Source organism: Novisyntrophococcus fermenticellae, from assembly GCF_018866245.1.
Lineage (GTDB): Bacteria > Bacillota > Clostridia > Lachnospirales > Lachnospiraceae > Novisyntrophococcus > Novisyntrophococcus fermenticellae.
In genome coordinates this window covers 3269482-3286040 of the sequence record NZ_CP076458.1, presented here as the reverse complement: position 1 = coordinate 3286040, position 16559 = coordinate 3269482, and the positions used below count along the sequence as shown (strand labels likewise).

12 protein-coding genes and 1 tRNA gene are annotated in these 16559 nt (G+C 44.9%); all 13 read left to right on the top strand.

What is annotated here, in order from left to right; translation table 11 throughout:
• Window positions 1-182 precede the first annotated feature (182 nt).
• Window positions 183-1478, top strand: coding sequence for an extracellular solute-binding protein (locus KNL20_RS15275; protein ID WP_230398554.1), 1296 nt, complete (start codon window positions 183-185; stop codon window positions 1476-1478).
• Window positions 1479-1493: 15 nt separating this feature from the next.
• Entirely contained in the window at window positions 1494-2723 is a 1230-nt protein-coding gene (locus KNL20_RS15270; protein ID WP_230398553.1) for a carbohydrate ABC transporter permease, read from the top strand.
• A 14-nt stretch (window positions 2724-2737) separates the two neighbouring features.
• Entirely contained in the window at window positions 2738-3568 is an 831-nt protein-coding gene (locus KNL20_RS15265; protein ID WP_230398552.1) for a carbohydrate ABC transporter permease, read from the top strand.
• Window positions 3569-3694: 126 nt separating this feature from the next.
• Window positions 3695-4870: a cation diffusion facilitator family transporter gene (locus KNL20_RS15260; protein ID WP_230398551.1), complete on the top strand. Its 1176-nt coding sequence runs from the start codon at window positions 3695-3697 to the stop codon at window positions 4868-4870.
• A gap of 73 nt (window positions 4871-4943) precedes the next feature.
• Window positions 4944-5015: transfer RNA gene (locus KNL20_RS15255), tRNA-Gln, on the top strand.
• A 59-nt stretch (window positions 5016-5074) separates the two neighbouring features.
• Window positions 5075-5788: an acyl-[acyl-carrier-protein] thioesterase gene (locus tag KNL20_RS15250; RefSeq protein ID WP_230398550.1), complete on the top strand. Its 714-nt coding sequence runs from the start codon at window positions 5075-5077 to the stop codon at window positions 5786-5788.
• 19 nt (window positions 5789-5807) lie between these two features.
• The gene (locus tag KNL20_RS15245) at window positions 5808-6647 is read left to right on the top strand and encodes a CvfB family protein (RefSeq protein ID WP_230398549.1); all 840 of its coding nucleotides are present in this window, start codon (window positions 5808-5810) and stop codon (window positions 6645-6647) included.
• A 13-nt stretch (window positions 6648-6660) separates the two neighbouring features.
• Entirely contained in the window at window positions 6661-10143 is a 3483-nt protein-coding gene (locus KNL20_RS15240) for a DNA polymerase III subunit alpha (protein WP_230398548.1), read from the top strand.
• A 71-nt stretch (window positions 10144-10214) separates the two neighbouring features.
• Entirely contained in the window at window positions 10215-11207 is a 993-nt protein-coding gene (gene pfkA / locus KNL20_RS15235) for a 6-phosphofructokinase (RefSeq protein ID WP_230398547.1), read from the top strand.
• Window positions 11208-11311: 104 nt separating this feature from the next.
• Window positions 11312-12094 carry a TrmH family RNA methyltransferase gene (locus KNL20_RS15230; RefSeq protein WP_230398546.1) on the top strand — a complete coding sequence of 261 codons (783 nt, stop codon included), beginning with the start codon at window positions 11312-11314 and terminating at the stop codon, window positions 12092-12094.
• A 72-nt stretch (window positions 12095-12166) separates the two neighbouring features.
• A complete protein-coding gene (locus tag KNL20_RS15225; protein WP_230398545.1) occupies window positions 12167-13606 on the top strand; it encodes a polysaccharide deacetylase family protein in 1440 nt (479 codons plus the stop codon).
• Between the two features lie 192 nt (window positions 13607-13798).
• Complete coding sequence (locus tag KNL20_RS15220; RefSeq protein ID WP_230398544.1) at window positions 13799-14860, top strand: cell wall hydrolase; 1062 nt, start codon at window positions 13799-13801, stop codon at window positions 14858-14860.
• Window positions 14861-14959: 99 nt separating this feature from the next.
• Window positions 14960-16558 (top strand): ABC transporter substrate-binding protein, encoded by a 1599-nt coding sequence (locus KNL20_RS15215; protein WP_230398543.1) that lies wholly within the window; start codon window positions 14960-14962, stop codon window positions 16556-16558.
• Window position 16559 lies beyond the last annotated feature (1 nt).

Below are 16559 nucleotides of genomic sequence, written 5' to 3'. Positions count from 1 at the left end.
ACTGATTGTGAATGTTAATAAAAAAATAGTGTAAATATCGATAATTATATACAAATACATTGAAATAATCAACAAAAAATGGTATAATTTAATTCATAGCAAGGATAATTTGCTACTATAAATTAAATTGTGGTTGAGAATTAAGTAAAAGTATACAACCACGTTTGAAGAGGAGGAAAAAAATGAAAAGAAAAGTTGCAGCGGTAATGTTGAGTGCAGTTATGGCCGTTGGCTTAGCAGCTTGCGGCGGAGGGAGTGATGAGACAGGAAAAACAACTTCAGAGGCAGAAGAGCAGCCAAGCTCGAAAAGTGAGGAAGGTGATACAAAAGAATCTTCAGCTTCAGGAGGCCGCGAAGAGATTACCCTGTTCCGCTCTGATGATGGAAACGGTGCAGTGGAGGCGGTAATTGAAGGATTTGAAGCTTCTCAGGATCAGTATAAAGTAAAGTGGGTAACCGCTTCCAATGACACGGATCAGACGAGAAGTCAGTTGAACACTGCATTTTCAGCAGGAAGTTCAGAGTATGATCTGGTATCTATCGATACCGTATGGGCAGGAGATATGGCCGCCGCGGGGTATATAGAGCCTTTGGACAGCTATATGATGAAAGCAAAGAGAAGTCCCGCAGACTATAACAAGGGATCTATTCAGGCAGGTACGTATAATGCCAAAACCTATGCACTGCCCTTATACCCTGATTTCGGCGTTATCTTCTTCAGAAGTGACATTGTTTCCGAGGAAGATGCAGCTAAGCTAAGGAGTGGGGACTACACTTGGGATGAGTTCCTGTCTATGGCGGAAAAATATAAAGGGCAGTCGGGTACAAAGGCCGGATTTACCTTCCAGGCAAATCAGTATGAGGGACTTGTATGTAATGCGAATGAGTATACTGCCAACTTTACAGATGTAAAAGGCGGGCTGGAAGCTATGAAGAAAATCGTCGATTCCGATGCCACACCGGATGATATTCTGGTATACCAGGAATCAGAGGCAGCCAATAGTTACGTAAACGGGGATACTGTGTTCTCACGTAACTGGCCATACGTATGGGGACTTCTTGCGGCTGACGATGCAGCGGTTAAACAAGAGCAGACAGATGTTGCTCCAATTCCCGGAGGCTCCTGTATTGGTGGATGGCTTCTGGCCATGAATGCGAAAAGCGAGCATAAAGACGGTGCCTGGGCATTCCTGGATTACTTCACGTCTTTGGAAGGACAGAAAATTTTCTGCAGTAAAGGTGGTTATGTACCAGGATATAACGCGGCATTGGATGATGCGGGCGTTAAGGAAGCAAACCAGCTTCTGGGTAAAGAAGGTTTTATAAAGGCCCTTGAAAATACAATTGCAAGACCATCTTCCGATAAATATGAAGAATTGTCTGATGCGCTGCAGATTTCCATTCACAAGTTTTTATCAGGTGAATCGGATCTGGATACAACAACTTCCGATGTAGAAGGACGGCTGAATCAAGGCTAAAGAGGGGCGGAGTTTATGGCAAAAAGAATGACAGCAAAACAGTTCCTGTTCATTCTTCCGCTGCTTATTTTTATTGGCATATTTTCATTATATCCTATTGTGACGTCTCTGATGTACACATTGTTTGATTATCGTACGAATGATCAACAACACAATAGCTTCTATATGTCCCGGCAGCTGAACGAAGAATTATATGCGCAGGATTTAGGGTATGTGAATTATTTTATCGATACCGACAAGATGACAGATGGACTAAACAGTGAGGATGTAGCTGAATTTGAGGCTATACAGGCAGATGTGACCGGTATGCTGGAAAAGTATGAAGGATCAAAGGGGGTTTCCAAAGTTGCTTCCGATGTCATAAGTGAGGTAGAGTCCTTTAATACAGATATAAGAGAAAGACTCATGGCAATCTATGACAGGAACGAATCCCTTGATATGTATAACAGGGAAGGTATGCCACAGATTCTGGATGAGATGGACAGTTGTATTGTCAACACTAACTTTACAGGATTACAAGCCTATGGAAAATTGATTCATGATACGAGATTCTTTAAAGCATTAGGGCATACCATGCTCTTTACTGTAATCTCTGTGGCGATTGAACTTGTGATAGGTATGCTGCTGGCATTGATTATGAATAAGGCAATGCGGGGAATCGGATTCATCCGTACGACTGCTTTGATACCCTGGGCAATCCCGACTGCGGTTTCAGCCATGATCTGGAGTTATATGTACGACGGCAGTTATGGGGTAATATCCAAGATATTCTCTATGATTGGGCTGATTCCGAAGCAGTCGGCCATGCTGCTTACGTCAAGTGGGGCCATGACCTCCGTCATTATCTCTGATGTATGGAAAACAGCGCCGTATATGGCATTGCTGCTTCTGGCAGGCCTGCAGGTAATTGACAGGGGGCTATATGAAAGCGCATCAATTGATGGTGCAGGTCCGTTTCGTACTTTTTTCAGGATTACGCTTCCATTGCTAAAACCCAGTATTCTGGTAGCATTGTTATTCCGGACCATGGACGCGTTCCGGGTATATGATTTGATCGCGATTCTGACAGGAGGCGGACCGGGCAATGGAACAGAATCACTTTCCGTATATTCTTATAAGCTGATGTTTGGCCAGAGCAATTATGGGTATGGTTCTGTAGTAGTTATGGGTATGGCTGTCTGCGTTGCCATCATAGCAATACTTTATGTGAAGGTACTGGGCGCAGAGGTAGTCAACAATGATTAGAGGGGAGGAGAAGGATGAGTAAGAATAAAGCGTTCAATACTATAAGCTGGATTTTTATTGTGGTTTTTCTGCTGATTACAGTCTTTCCCTTTTTCTGGATTTTGATCAGCTCCTTTAAACCGGAGTCGGAAATTTTCGGGGCGAACAGCTACCGTATTATTGCAGAGAATCCCACACTTGAAAATTATCGGGTTGTCATTATGGAAAAGGGCATGCTGCGGGCAATTGGAAACAGCTTTATCATGTCTGCAGTAACTACCTTTTATGTTGTTGTTGTGGCATCTATGTCCGCGTATATCATTTCAAGATTTAAGTTTAAAGGAAAGAGTCTCCTTATGGGATTAATTCTGGCAGTAGCCATGTTTCCCCAGATGATTGTTGTGGGACCAATTTTTAATATGTTTTACAAAGCGAATCTTTTGAATTCCTATTGGGTGTGCCTGGCATATTCCACGATCACACTCCCCAGCGCCGTATGGATTATGGTGGCTCACTTTAATCAGGTGCCTCTGGCGTTGGAGGAGGCGGCGAAAATTGATGGCTGTTCTACATGGGGAATGCTTTGGAAAATTATCTTTCCAATTGCAGCTCCGGGTGTGTTTACAACAGCAATCATGAGTTTTATTGCCGCATGGAATGAGTATCTGCTATCCTGTACATTGAATATCGATGAAAAAATTCAGACAGTACCCGTTCGTCTGAGCTATCTTAAAGATCAGTTTACCATATTCTGGAGCCAGATTGCAGCAGCTACGGTAGTCGTGGTAATACCGACATTGTTAATTGTGCTTTTGTTCCAGAAGCAGATTGTTGCCGGTATCTCAAACGGGGCAGTGAAAGAGTAGGGTGTACAAGAGAGGTGGGGGCCGGAAACAGGCCCCCTTCTTTCACGCCTTGTTTTAGCTTTTTAAAAAAAGCATTGAAGGAACGTGTAAAAACTGATATGATAGTCCATATCGGAGGGAATGTCTATGACAGAACTTTTAGTACATAAATTTATCAAAGACTATGACAATACAGAAGATACTCAGGTGCGCACCAGTTATGGTATATTGACCAGCGTGGTGGGCATTTTCTGCAATGTACTTTTGTTTGCTGTCAAGTTCTCAATTGGTCTTTTGCTGCATTCTCTGGCGGTTACGGCAGATGCATTCAACAACTTATCTGATGCGGCCTCTTCCATCATCAGTTTTATCGGGGTGAAGATGGCAAGTAAACCCGCGGATGAGGAGCACCCCTTCGGGCACGGAAGGATTGAATATATAGCTGCTTTGATTGTTTCATTTTTGATTATGGAAGTGGGTCTTACATTTTTAAAGAGTTCTGTGGGAAAGGTCATGCATCCGGAGGAGCTTGCGTTTGAATGGATTCCTTTTCTGATCCTTGTACTGTCTATCGGTGTAAAATTATGGCTGGGGGCGTTTAACAGGAAGCTGGGGAACCGGATTGACTCGAAAGTGATGCTTGCCGCCGCCGCCGATTCCATGGGTGATGTGCTTACAACCAGTGCGACCATTATTTCCATTCTCATCTGCCGCTTTACTTCTGTGAATGTAGATGCGTACGCAGGCATCATCGTTTCCGCTATCGTTATGTGGGCGGGTTTTTCTATTGCGAAGGATACGCTGGAACCCCTGATCGGCCAGGGTGCACCCCGGGAATTATATCAGAAGATCAGCGAGGCTGTGGAAGCTTATGACGGGATTGTCGGAACGCATGATTTGATTGTACATAACTATGGACCCAGCCACAGTATGGCATCCATACATGCCGAAGTTCCCAACAATGTGGATATAGAGGTTTCCCATGAGATTATTGACAGAGTGGAGCGGGAGGTAAGTAAGCAGCTGAATATCACCCTGGTAATCCATATGGATCCCGTAGAAACGCAGGATAAAAAAGTATTGGAAGTCAAAGCAAAGGTGGCGCGTGTCATCAAGGCATTGGATCCTAAGCTGAAATTTCATGATTTTCGTATGGTGAGCGGTGAAGAGCATACGAATCTCATTTTTGACCTGGTAATTCCCAGAGAATATTCGAAAGAAAACGCAGAACGTATTTTACAGCAGGTAATCGCACTGATGCAGGAAGTGGATTCCCGGTATCAATGTGTGATTACGATGGATAAAAGTTATGTGGCTGAATAGTAACAAAGAAAATTCAAAAAAGGGCTTGCAATTTTTACTGCTATCCATTATAATACATTTTGTTGTGAGAAATTGGGCTATCGCCAAATGGTAAGGCAACGGACTCTGACTCCGTCATTTCAAGGTTCGAATCCTTGTAGCCCAGCTGTAGAAGTCTCAGGTCAAGAACCTGGGACTTTTTTCGATATAAGGAGGAAGATGCTTATGAAATATTCATTTACCGGTACAATTCGCTATAGTGAGATAGGAGAGAATCGAAAACTGACGCTTCCGTCGCTCATAAATTATTTTCAGGATTGCAGTAATTTTCAATCTGAAGAAATCGGGCTTGGGATTGACTGGCTGAATATGCATAACAGGGTATGGGTTCTGGCAGCGTGGCAAATTCATGTAAACCGCTATCCGGTCATGGGAGAACATACGGTAATCAGCACCTGGGCGCATGATTTTAAGGCATTTCAGGGTTTCCGTAATTTCACTATGGAAAGTGACCAGGGAGAGATGCTGGCCTATGCGAATTCCACCTGGGCTTATATGAATCAGGAGACTGGTTATCCCGAACGGGTGACGCAGGATGTTTTGGATACCTATGGGCTGAAAGAGAAGCTTCAGGCAGATTTTGGACCGCGCAAGATTCAGATTCCCAGGGAGGGTGAAGAGACTTTTGACTCATTTACGGTTAAGGAATACCATCTGGATACAAATCACCATGTGAACAACGGACAATATATCCAGCTGGCCCAGGGGTACCTGCCGGCTGACTTTGAAGTGAAGCGGATGCGGGCGGAATATAAGCAGCAGGCCCGTCTGGGGAATGTAATGTCGCCTGTGCTTTACCGGATACCGGAGGGATATCTGGTAACACTGAATGATGAGGGAGATAAGCCCTATGTTACGATTGAGTTTAAGATAGATTAAAATGCAGGAGAATTCATATATGTTGGAGATAGGAAGAAAACAGTTACTTGTTATAGTGAAGAAGGTAGATTTCGGAGTATACCTGGGGGAGCAGGTGAATGCTTCTATGGATGAGCGTGTGCTGCTTCCGAAAAAGCAGGTTCCCGAGGGAGCAGGCGACGGAGATGAACTGGAGGTATTCCTTTACAGGGACTCTTCCGACAGGCTGATTGCCACCACGAATGAACCTAAGCTGCAGCTGGGTGAAGTGAAGGAGCTGACGGTAGCAGCTGTGGGTAAGATCGGAGCATTTCTGGACTGGGGGCTGGAAAAGGATTTATTTCTTCCGTTCAAAGAGCAGACCAGAAAAGTGGAGCCAGGTGACAGCTGTCTGGTGGCCTTGTATGTGGACAAGAGTGGCCGGCTTTGTGCGACGATGAAGGTCTATCATTATTTAAAGACCGGATCTCCCTATGTAATCGGAGATGAAGTGGAAGGAACAATCTATGAAATCAGTGCAAATTTTGGGGCCTTTGTTGCCGTGGATGGACAATATTCCGGTTTGATTCCCAAAAAAGAAGCACAGGCCGGCTATAAGGCAGGCCAAAGACTGAAACTGCGTGTGACCGAAGTGAAAGAGGATGGGAAATTGACGCTGTCTGCCCGTCAAAAAGCATATGCACAGATTGAAGAGGATGCGGAGAATGTATTGCAGGTCATTAAAGAGTTTGCCAATGCACTTCCCTTTGATGATAAGGCATCTCCGGAAGTGATACAGCGTGAGTTCGGACTCAGTAAGGGAGCTTTTAAAAGAGCTGTAGGGCACTTGCTGAAAGAGAAACAGATCGAGATTCGGGACGGGAAGATATACCGCAGATAAAAAGGAGGATAAATTGGGATTCGTACATCTGCATACACATTCGGAATATAGCCTCCTGGACGGTTCCAACAAGATAAGGGAATACGTGGCCAGGGTGAAGGAGCTTGGTATGAACAGTGCTGCCATCACAGATCATGGTGTGATGTTCGGCGTAATTGATTTTTACCGTGCGGCAAAGGAAGCGGGGATTAACCCCGTTCTGGGATGTGAAGTTTATGTGGCACCCGGTTCCCGTTTTGACCGTGAGACCGGGGCCGGAGAGGAGCGATATTACCATCTGGTTTTACTGGCTGAAAATAACCAGGGTTACAGCAACCTGATGAAGATTGTCTCCATGGGATTTGTGGAAGGATATTATTATAAGCCCCGCGTGGACATGGAACTGTTGAAGAAGTATCATGAGGGGCTGATTGCGCTGTCTGCATGTCTGGCAGGGGAGGTTTCCAGATATCTGGTGAAGGGACTGTATGAGGAAGCAAAGGAAGCCGCACTGCGTTACCGCGATATTTTCGGGGAAGGGAATTTCTTTCTGGAGCTTCAGGATCATGGGATGCCGGAACAAAGACTTGTGAACCAGCAGATGCTTCGTTTGAACCGTGAGACGGGAATCGGGCTGGCTGCGACGAATGATGTTCACTATACCTATGCCGAGGATGAGGCGGCTCATGATATTTTGCTTTGTATACAAACCGGTAAAAAGCTGGCGGATGAGAATCGTATGCGGTATGAAGGCGGCCAGTTCTACGTGAAGTCACCGGACGAGATGGCGGAATTATTTCCTTATGCGCCGGAGGCATTGGAGAATACGCAGAAAATAGCTGACCGTTGTCACGTCGATATTGAATTCGGAGTTACGAAACTGCCCAGATATGATGTGCCGGGGGGATATACTGCCTGGGAATATCTGAATAAACTTTGCCGGGAGGGTCTGGAGCGTCTGTATCAGGATCCGAACGAGGAACTTAAAGACCGTCTCTCTTATGAATTGGATACCATTAAATCCATGGGCTACGTGGACTACTTTCTGATTGTATGGGATTTTATAAAGTATGCCAGAGATCATGATATTATCGTGGGACCGGGAAGGGGTTCAGCGGCCGGAAGTATTGTAGCCTATACACTTGGAATTACACAGCTCGATCCTATACGCCATAACTTACTGTTTGAACGTTTTCTGAATCCGGAACGTGTTTCCATGCCGGATATCGATATTGATTTCTGCTTTGAACGAAGACAGGAGGTCATCGACTATGTGGTCCGTAAGTATGGTAAGGACCGTGTCGTACAGATTGTAACCTTTGGAACCATGGCTGCCCGCGGTGTGATCCGGGATGTGGGACGTGTGTTGGATATGCCCTATGCATCCGTGGATGTAATTGCAAAGATGATTCCCAATGAACTTAATATTACCATAGATAAGGCTTTACAGATGAACCACGAATTAAAGACTGTCTATGACACCGACGAAGAAGTACATCATCTGATTGATATGTCCAGGCGGCTGGAAGGACTTCCGCGCCATACCTCTATGCATGCTGCCGGGGTTGTTATCTCCCAGAAGAATGTGGATGAATACGTACCGCTGTCCAGATCCTCCGATGGTACGATTACGACTCAGTTTACGATGACCACGCTGGAGGAGCTTGGTCTTTTGAAGATGGATTTTCTGGGGCTTCGTACGCTGACGGTCATTCAGAATGCTCAAAAACTGGCGGAACGGGACAATGGCATAACCCTGGATCTGATGCATATTGATTATAATGATCCCAAAGTACTTGACATGATCGGTTCGGGTAAGTGCGAAGGCGTATTTCAGCTGGAAAGTGCCGGGATGAAGAGCTTCATGAAGGAGCTGAAACCGAAAAGCCTGGAGGATATCATAGCGGGAATTTCACTTTATCGTCCCGGCCCTATGGATTTTATTCCACAGTATATCCGCGGCAAGAATCACCCAGAGGCAATCACATACCGCTGCCCGCAGCTAAAGCCCATACTGGAACCAACCTATGGATGTATCGTCTACCAGGAGCAGGTTATGCAGATCGTAAGGGATCTGGCCGGCTACACGCTTGGGCGAAGTGATCTGGTACGAAGAGCGATGTCTAAAAAGAAGGCATCCGTGATGGAAAAGGAGCGCCGGAATTTTGTGTACGGAAACCCGGAAGAGGGAGTGCCGGGCTGCGTATCCAATGGAATTGACGAAGAGACTGCGAATAAGATTTATGACGAGATGATTGATTTTGCCAAATATGCGTTTAATAAATCGCATGCTGCGGCATATGCGGTGGTTTCTTATCAGACCGCTTATCTGAAATATTATTATCCGGTGGAATTCATGGCAGCCATCATGACCTCCTGTATTGATAATCCGGGCAAAGTTGCCCAATATATTCTGAATTGCAGGTCTATGAACATAAATCTGCTTCCACCGGACATTAACCGGAGTGAAGGCGTATTCACAGTGGAACAAGGAGCAATCCGTTATGGCCTTTCCGCCGTAAAAGGAATTGGAAAACCGGTCATGGATGCCGTTGTAGAAGAACGCAAAAGCCATGGGGAATACCGGAACTTAAAGGATTTTATTGAACGGTTAAGCGGAAAAGAAGTAAATAAGCGGACGCTTGAGAATTTTATTAAGGCAGGAGCCTTTGATTGCCTGCGGGGAACCAGAAAGCAGTTCATGATTGTCTATCAGCAGGTGCTGGAGGAGACAAACCGGGATAAGAAGAACGCCCTGACGGGACAGATGAGCCTGTTTGACCTGGTCTCCCCGGAAGAAAGATCCGCTTATGAAATCAGTTTTCCGGATGTGGGAGAGTATACAAAAGAGGAAAAGCTGTCATTTGAAAAAGAAGTGCTTGGGGTGTATATAAGTGGTCATCCGCTGGAAGAATATGAAGAGAGATGGAAAAAGAATATCTCCGCGGTCACTTTGGATTTCCTGCCTGATGAAGAGACCGGAGAGCCAAAGGTTCTGGATGGGGCAAAAGAGATTGTCGGCGGTATGATTGTAGATAAAACCGTTAAATTTACAAAAAATAATAAAACCATGGCTTTTCTGACGGTTGAGGACTTACTGGGAACCGTGGAGGTTGTGGTATTCCCCAGAGATTATGAGAAGAATGCAGCACTGATGAATGTGGATTCTAAAGTGTTCATCAAAGGGCGGGTATCGCAGGAAGAGGATAAACCCAGCAAATTAATCTGCGAACGGATTTATGCATTTGAGGAGACGCCCCGGGAACTCTGGATACAGTTTTCCACCCGGAGCGATTACGAAAAAGAAGTGGCACATCTGTATGAAGTACTCCGGGATTCCGACGGGTCAGACCACGTTGTACTGTATATCCGGTCGGACAAAGCGCTGAAACGTCTGCCATCCAGCCGGAATGTGAATATAGATACCCAGCTTTTGAATCAGCTTACATCCATCTATGGTCGGGAGAATGTGAAAGTTGTCGAAAAGAGTATTGAAAAACGTGGAAAAATGCTTTAAAATATAAAATGTATGTGGAAATTTTGAACTGTGATTTTTATCATAGATGGATATAGGATGGAGGAATTTAGATGGCTACAGAAACGCAATTGAAAACAATCGGTGTTTTAACCAGTGGCGGGGATGCTCCGGGCATGAATGCCGCAATTCGGGCAGCAGTACGGCGTGGTCTGCAAAAGGGTGCAAAGATGAAAGGTATCCTGAAGGGCTATGATGGCCTCATGAATGAGGAAATTATAGATTTATCTGCAAGAGATGTGTCGGATACGATACAGCGCGGAGGAACAATCCTTTATACAGCACGCTGTGCGGAGATGCGTACGGAAGAAGGGCAGAAGAAAGCAGCGGAGGTTTGCCGGAAGAATGGAATCGACGGGTTGGTTGTAATCGGCGGTGATGGTTCTTTTGCAGGGGCGCAGAAGCTGGCTAATTTAGGAATTAATACGGTGGGTGTTCCGGGAACCATAGATCTGGACATTGCCTGTACAGAGTATACCATCGGTTTTGATACGGCTGTGAATACTGCCATGGAAGCCATAGATAAGGTACGTGATACCTCTACCTCCCATGAACGCTGCAGTATTATTGAGGTTATGGGAAGGAATGCCGGATATCTTGCGTTGTGGTGCGGAATTGCCAATGGTGCAGAGGATATTCTTCTTCCGGAAAAGTATGATTACGATGAGCAGCGGATTATCGAGAACATTATCGAAAACCGCAGGAAGGGTAAAAAGCATCATATTATTGTCAATGCGGAAGGCATCGGGCATTCTTCAAGTATGGCAAGAAGGATTGAGGCTGCCACAGGAATCGAGACACGTGCTACCATACTGGGGCATATGCAAAGGGGCGGAAGCCCTACCTGCAAAGACAGAGTTTACGCATCGATTATGGGTGCATACGCAGTGGATCTTCTTCTGTCCGGAAAAACCAAAAGAGTTGTGGGATACAGGAACGGGGAATATATGGATTTTGACATCAATGAAGCCCTTGCCATGACAAAATCAATACCGGAGTATCAATATGAAATTGCCAGGGCACTTTCCTATAATTATAATAGATAATAAGTTACAGATATGTGGCCGCCGCAAAAGATAATTTGTGGCGGCTTTTTGCACCGGTACAGCGTATGGCAAACGGTGCACCAGGACACAGGCAGGAGAGAAGTATGATTACGAGCAGTTCAAATGCCCAGGTAAAGCGGGTAATACAGTTAAACAACAAATCAAAAGAACGTAAAAAGCAGAAGCTTTTCGTCGCAGAAGGAATTAAGATGTTTCAGGAAGCCCCGAGAGAATGGATTGAACGTATATTTGTCACGGAGGACTTTGAAAAAGAGCATGGGGAGTATCTGTCCAAAACAAAGTATGAAGTGGTGGAAGAACGTATCTTTCGCCAGATGTCTGACATCCAGTCACCCCAGGGGGTCTTGTGTCTGATCCGGATGCCGGCTTATACCTTACAGGAGGTTCTGTCCGGGCCCCAACCTCTATGTATGATATTAGAAGATTTGCAGGATCCGGGAAATTTGGGGACCATTGTGAGGACAGCTGAAGGAGCCGGCGTAACCGGATTACTGATGAGTAAAAACACCGTGGATATTTACAACCCCAAGACCATTCGTTCCACGATGGGTTCTATATACCGGGTTCCGTTTATATATATAGAAGATCTATGTGAAATATTGTCAGAACTCAAACACAGAGGAATTATCACATATGCCGCCCACCTTCAAGGAGAGCATACGTATGATAGTGAGGATTACACGGGTGGGACTGCATTTTTTATCGGAAATGAAGGAAATGGTCTGAGTAAAAGCCTTGCAGACAGATCTGATTATCTGATCCGGGTACCCATGGAGGGAGAAGTGGAGTCTTTAAATGCTGCAGTAGCATCTGCGGTACTTATGTATGAAGCATATCGTCAGAGACATTTTGTTACAAAAACTTAAGATTCATATTCTCGACTTTTGGGGTATATTAGGATACAATAGTTATAAAGGTGTGAATGCTTGGAGGCAGATATGGAAAAGAAAAAAAAGAAACAAAAAAGATTGATATTTAAGACAACCATACTGGTTATCCTTCTGTGTGTTATGGGAGTATCCATCTTTGTTCTGGCCGGAGGACTTGAGAAAAAGGGCAAGAAGCCGGCTGACAGCAGCGGATCTGAATCGGCAGCCGGCGAAGATGAACCGGGAAGCTCGTCGGTATCGGCACCGGTCTCCAATCCTGCGGATGATAAAGCAGCAATCCTGACAGAGGCGGAACAGATGGCCGTACAGTATGACTTTGAAGGTGCAATTGCAAAGCTGAACGAAATTCCGGATGCGAACAGTGATCCCGACATTCTTACCAGGATAGCTGAGTTTCAGGCGGCACAGAACAGCCTGGTGGCAACGGATCCGACACAGGTGACTCATGTATTCTACCATTCTTTAGTGGTAGATCCCCAGAAGGCATTTTTTCAGCAAAACAGTGCAACTGCCGGATTTTGCCAGTGGATGACAACCGTGGATGAGTTTAACCGTATCACGCAGCAGATGTATGATAAAGGATATGTTCTTGTGGATCTCCATGACCTTGTGGAAGAGACTGCCGATGAGAACGGAGTAGTTCATATAACCAAGAAACCGATTCTGCTGCCGGAAGGTAAGATCCCATTTGTTCTCTCCCTGGATGATTTAAGCTATTATCACAGCTACGACGGGCGGGGCGTTGCCAGTAAGATGGTGGTAGATCAGGAGGGCAATCCGACCTGCGAATACATTCAGGATGATGGCACAGTGGTTACGGGGGCGTATGACTGTGTTCCGCTTCTGGATCAGTTTATAAAAGAACATCCGGATTTTTCCTATAAGGGGGCAAAAGGAACGATTGCGCTGACCGGTTATAATGGCATTCTGGGATATCGTACGGATATTGCCTATAAGACGAAAGAGAACCTGTCCGCGGACCAGCGTGCATGGCTGGATGCCCATCCTGACTTTGACTGGGATAAAGAGTGTGAAGAGGCCAAAAAAGTCGCCGATGCAATAAAGGCAAAAGGATGGAAGTTTGCGAGCCATACATGGGGACATATGAGAATTGGAGATGCTTCTATGGAGCATCTGAAATCAGATACGGAAAAGTGGCAGAACTATGTGGCTCCTCTGATTGGCGGATCTGATACCATTATATTTGCCCATGGACAGGATCTGGCAAACTGGAATGAAGAATATTCTTCTACTGAGAAATTCCAGTATCTGAAAGAACAGGGTTTTAGCATTTTCTGCAATGTTGACTCGTCGCAGTATTTTGTTCAGCAGGGAGATTTGTTCTTCCGGATGGGCAGAAGAAATCTGGATGGTTACCGATTGTATCAAGCAGTATTTGACGGATCCGACAAATTAAATGATCTGATGGATCCCGGCAGTGTATGGGATCAGAATAGGCCGAGTGATCCGTCGCTCTATACGATATAGAAGCAGGAGCAAAAAAGCCGTGGCGATTGCCGCGGCTTTTTTGCTGTTTTTTTTATGATTTTTATAAGAGTATGTGGATTTTTATGCGCCATTTTGTCAAAATGTTCTAGTTGACAATAAAATGTAATGATGATAGAATCAATTCGTAACAAGTTGTAACAAATATGTAATAATTATATTTAGGAGGTAAGTATGAGGGTTAACAGGAAAGGTGTTACAGTTGCGATAGGGAGCGCAATGGCACTGACGACAATCATGGCTGCACCGGTGTTTGCTGATACTGTATCAGCTGATGTTACGAATGAGGAGAGTATTTTACATACAGAAGCCTGGACCAATAGAGCCGCTGCAAATGTTCAATCATATGCAAATATCCGCTCTGAGGCCAGCACGGATTCAGAGCGCGTGGGAGTGCTTCTGCCGGGATACGAGGCAGATGTAATCGAGAATGATGGAAACTGGAGCAAAATTAAATCCGGCAATGTGGAAGGCTATATAAGAAATGACCTGCTTGTTTTCGGGGAGGAAGCAAGAGTACATTATATGAATGTCTGCGGATTTACAGGAACCGTTCAGGCAGAGGGATTAAGGGTCAGGGCCGAAGCTAACACAGATTCCCAGATTGTGGGAGTAACGGAGAATGGAAGTAAGCTCTCAGTGAAAGGGGATCTTGAGGACTGGTATCAGGTATCCTTAAATGGTGAAGATGCTTATGTAAATGCACAATATCTGGAATTGGACAGCTTAGGTTCACTTGCTTTGACTGTGGATGAGTATCAGGCCAGGCTTGAAGCCGAGGCTGCAGCAAAGGCTGAGGCAGAAAAGGCAGCTCAGGCAGCAGAATCAACGAAAGCGGCATCTGAATCCGCAGGGGTCTCATCTGCAGAGACTTCCGCTCCGGCACAGGAAAAGACGAATGTCAGCAATGGTGATTTGGACTTGCTTGCTGCACTCATTCAGTGTGAAGCCGGTGGTGAAAGCAGAACAGGTAAGGTTGCGGTTGGAGCAGTCGTACTGAACCGTGTGAGAAGCGGATCTTTTCCCGGAAGTATCAGCGGAGTGATTTATGAAGGCGGACAATTTTCACCGGTTACCAATGGATCGCTCTCCAGAACACTGTCCGGTGGCGCCAGAAGCGACTGCTATGAAGCAGCACAGGCAGCTTTAAATGGAGAAAATCCAATCGGAGGCTGCCTTTATTTCAACAGTGGTTCCGGAAAAGGAACACAGATTGGAAACCAGCATTTTTATTAAATATAAAAGTAGCATTTATATCCCCCTTACCGGCTTGTAAGGGGGATTTTTCTGTGCTACCATAAGTCCACAAAGATTCTTACAAGGAGAACGGTATAGATGAAAAAGAACTTATGTGTGTCATTTTTATGTATGATGTTAGGCTTCACATTATTAGCCGGCTGCGGAGGTAAAGAGACAGGAAATAAAGATGCCGGCGCGAAGAAGGATTTAGTTATTTCCATAGGAAAGGGAATGACAGAGGGGAACTATGATCCCTGCAAGGGCTATGGAATCTATGGATATGGGATTTTTCACACAGGGTTGCTGAAAATCACAACGGATGTGGAAACAGACTACGATTTAGCTTCTGATTATTCTATTAGTGAGGATGGCCTGGTTTATACTTATACTATACGTGATGATGTGAAGTTTTCCGATGGTGAGAAGCTGACCCCCGAAGATGTGGTATTTACATATGAAACGGCAAAGAACAGCGGCTCAAGCGTGGATTTGACTATGTTGGAAAAGGCTGAAGTAATAGACGGGAATAAAGTACAGTTTACTTTGAATAAAGTATACTCTCCTTTCATCAGAACTACAGCTTTACTGGGAATCGTACCTGAACACGCATATAATGATGAATATGCAGATAATCCAATTGGTACAGGTCCGTTTGTTGTGAAGCAGCTGGATGTGAACCAGCAATTGATTGTCGAACCAAATAAATATTATTATGGAACAAAATCTCAGTTTGAACAGATAACTTTCTTAAGCCTGGATGAAGAGACTGCCTTGGCGAATGCCAGATCGGGGGAACTTGACCTGGTAATGATCAACCCGGAATATGCCGAAGAAGCGGTGGAAGGCATGCATTTGGAAACGATTAAAACATCTGACAACAGAGGATTTAATCTGCCCTGTGTAAAGGAAACCACGAATTCAGAAGGTCTTGTAGCAGGTAATAATGTAACCAGTGATATTGCTGTGAGAAAAGCATTGAATATTGGAATCAGCAGGCAGGAGATCATTGATAATGCGTTAAATGGGATAGGAACGCCCTCCTGGGTACGCTTTGACGGGCTTCCATGGGCAAATGATGAACCGGAACTAAAAGATAATCAGGTCCAGGAAGCAGAGAAAATCCTTGAACAGGCAGGATGGGTAGATACAGATAAGGATGGTATAAGGGAGAAAGACGGAATAAAGTGTGAATTTACCATAACAGGACGTACGGATGATCTGCAAAGGTATAACCTGGCAGTAGCATTAAGTGAAAATGCAAAGAAGCTTGGGATTCATATTATTGCCAAATCTGAAGATTGGACAACCTGTAAGGACATGATCAGAAATTCGCCTACCTGTATAGGAACAGGGGATTATAATTTTGTGGATGTATATAATGCCTTTGCTTCTGAATTCGCAGGAACAGAGCAGACGGGGCTGAATAATGCGGCTATGTATACAAATAAAACGGTAGATGGTTATCTGACACAGGCACTGTCATCCGACAGTGAGGAAGAAATCTTTGATTTACTTAAAAAAGCCCAGTATGACGGGACAACAGGAGTGAATATAGACTTACCGTACTTATGGCTTGTAAATATTGATCATACATATTTGGTGAAGGACGGTCTGGATATCGGAACGCAGAGAATCCATCCTCACGGCCATGGGCAGCCGATTATCCAGAATCTAAATGAATGGGCCTATAAATAAA

What these genes read in the sequence shown, in the direction of transcription:
- KNL20_RS15275 (WP_230398554.1), top strand. Translation starts at nt 183, where the DNA reads ATGAAAAGAAAAGTTGCAGCGGTAATGTTGAGTGCAGTTATGGCCGTT.
- KNL20_RS15270 (WP_230398553.1), top strand. Translation starts at nt 1,494, where the DNA reads ATGGCAAAAAGAATGACAGCAAAACAGTTCCTGTTCATTCTTCCGCTG.
- KNL20_RS15265 (WP_230398552.1), top strand. Translation starts at nt 2,738, where the DNA reads ATGAGTAAGAATAAAGCGTTCAATACTATAAGCTGGATTTTTATTGTG.
- KNL20_RS15260 (WP_230398551.1), top strand. Translation starts at nt 3,695, where the DNA reads ATGACAGAACTTTTAGTACATAAATTTATCAAAGACTATGACAATACA.
- KNL20_RS15250 (WP_230398550.1), top strand. Translation starts at nt 5,075, where the DNA reads ATGAAATATTCATTTACCGGTACAATTCGCTATAGTGAGATAGGAGAG.
- KNL20_RS15245 (WP_230398549.1), top strand. Translation starts at nt 5,808, where the DNA reads ATGTTGGAGATAGGAAGAAAACAGTTACTTGTTATAGTGAAGAAGGTA.
- pfkA (WP_230398547.1), top strand. Translation starts at nt 10,215, where the DNA reads ATGGCTACAGAAACGCAATTGAAAACAATCGGTGTTTTAACCAGTGGC.
- KNL20_RS15230 (WP_230398546.1), top strand. Translation starts at nt 11,312, where the DNA reads ATGATTACGAGCAGTTCAAATGCCCAGGTAAAGCGGGTAATACAGTTA.
- KNL20_RS15225 (WP_230398545.1), top strand. Translation starts at nt 12,167, where the DNA reads ATGGAAAAGAAAAAAAAGAAACAAAAAAGATTGATATTTAAGACAACC.
- KNL20_RS15220 (WP_230398544.1), top strand. Translation starts at nt 13,799, where the DNA reads ATGAGGGTTAACAGGAAAGGTGTTACAGTTGCGATAGGGAGCGCAATG.
- KNL20_RS15215 (WP_230398543.1), top strand. Translation starts at nt 14,960, where the DNA reads ATGAAAAAGAACTTATGTGTGTCATTTTTATGTATGATGTTAGGCTTC.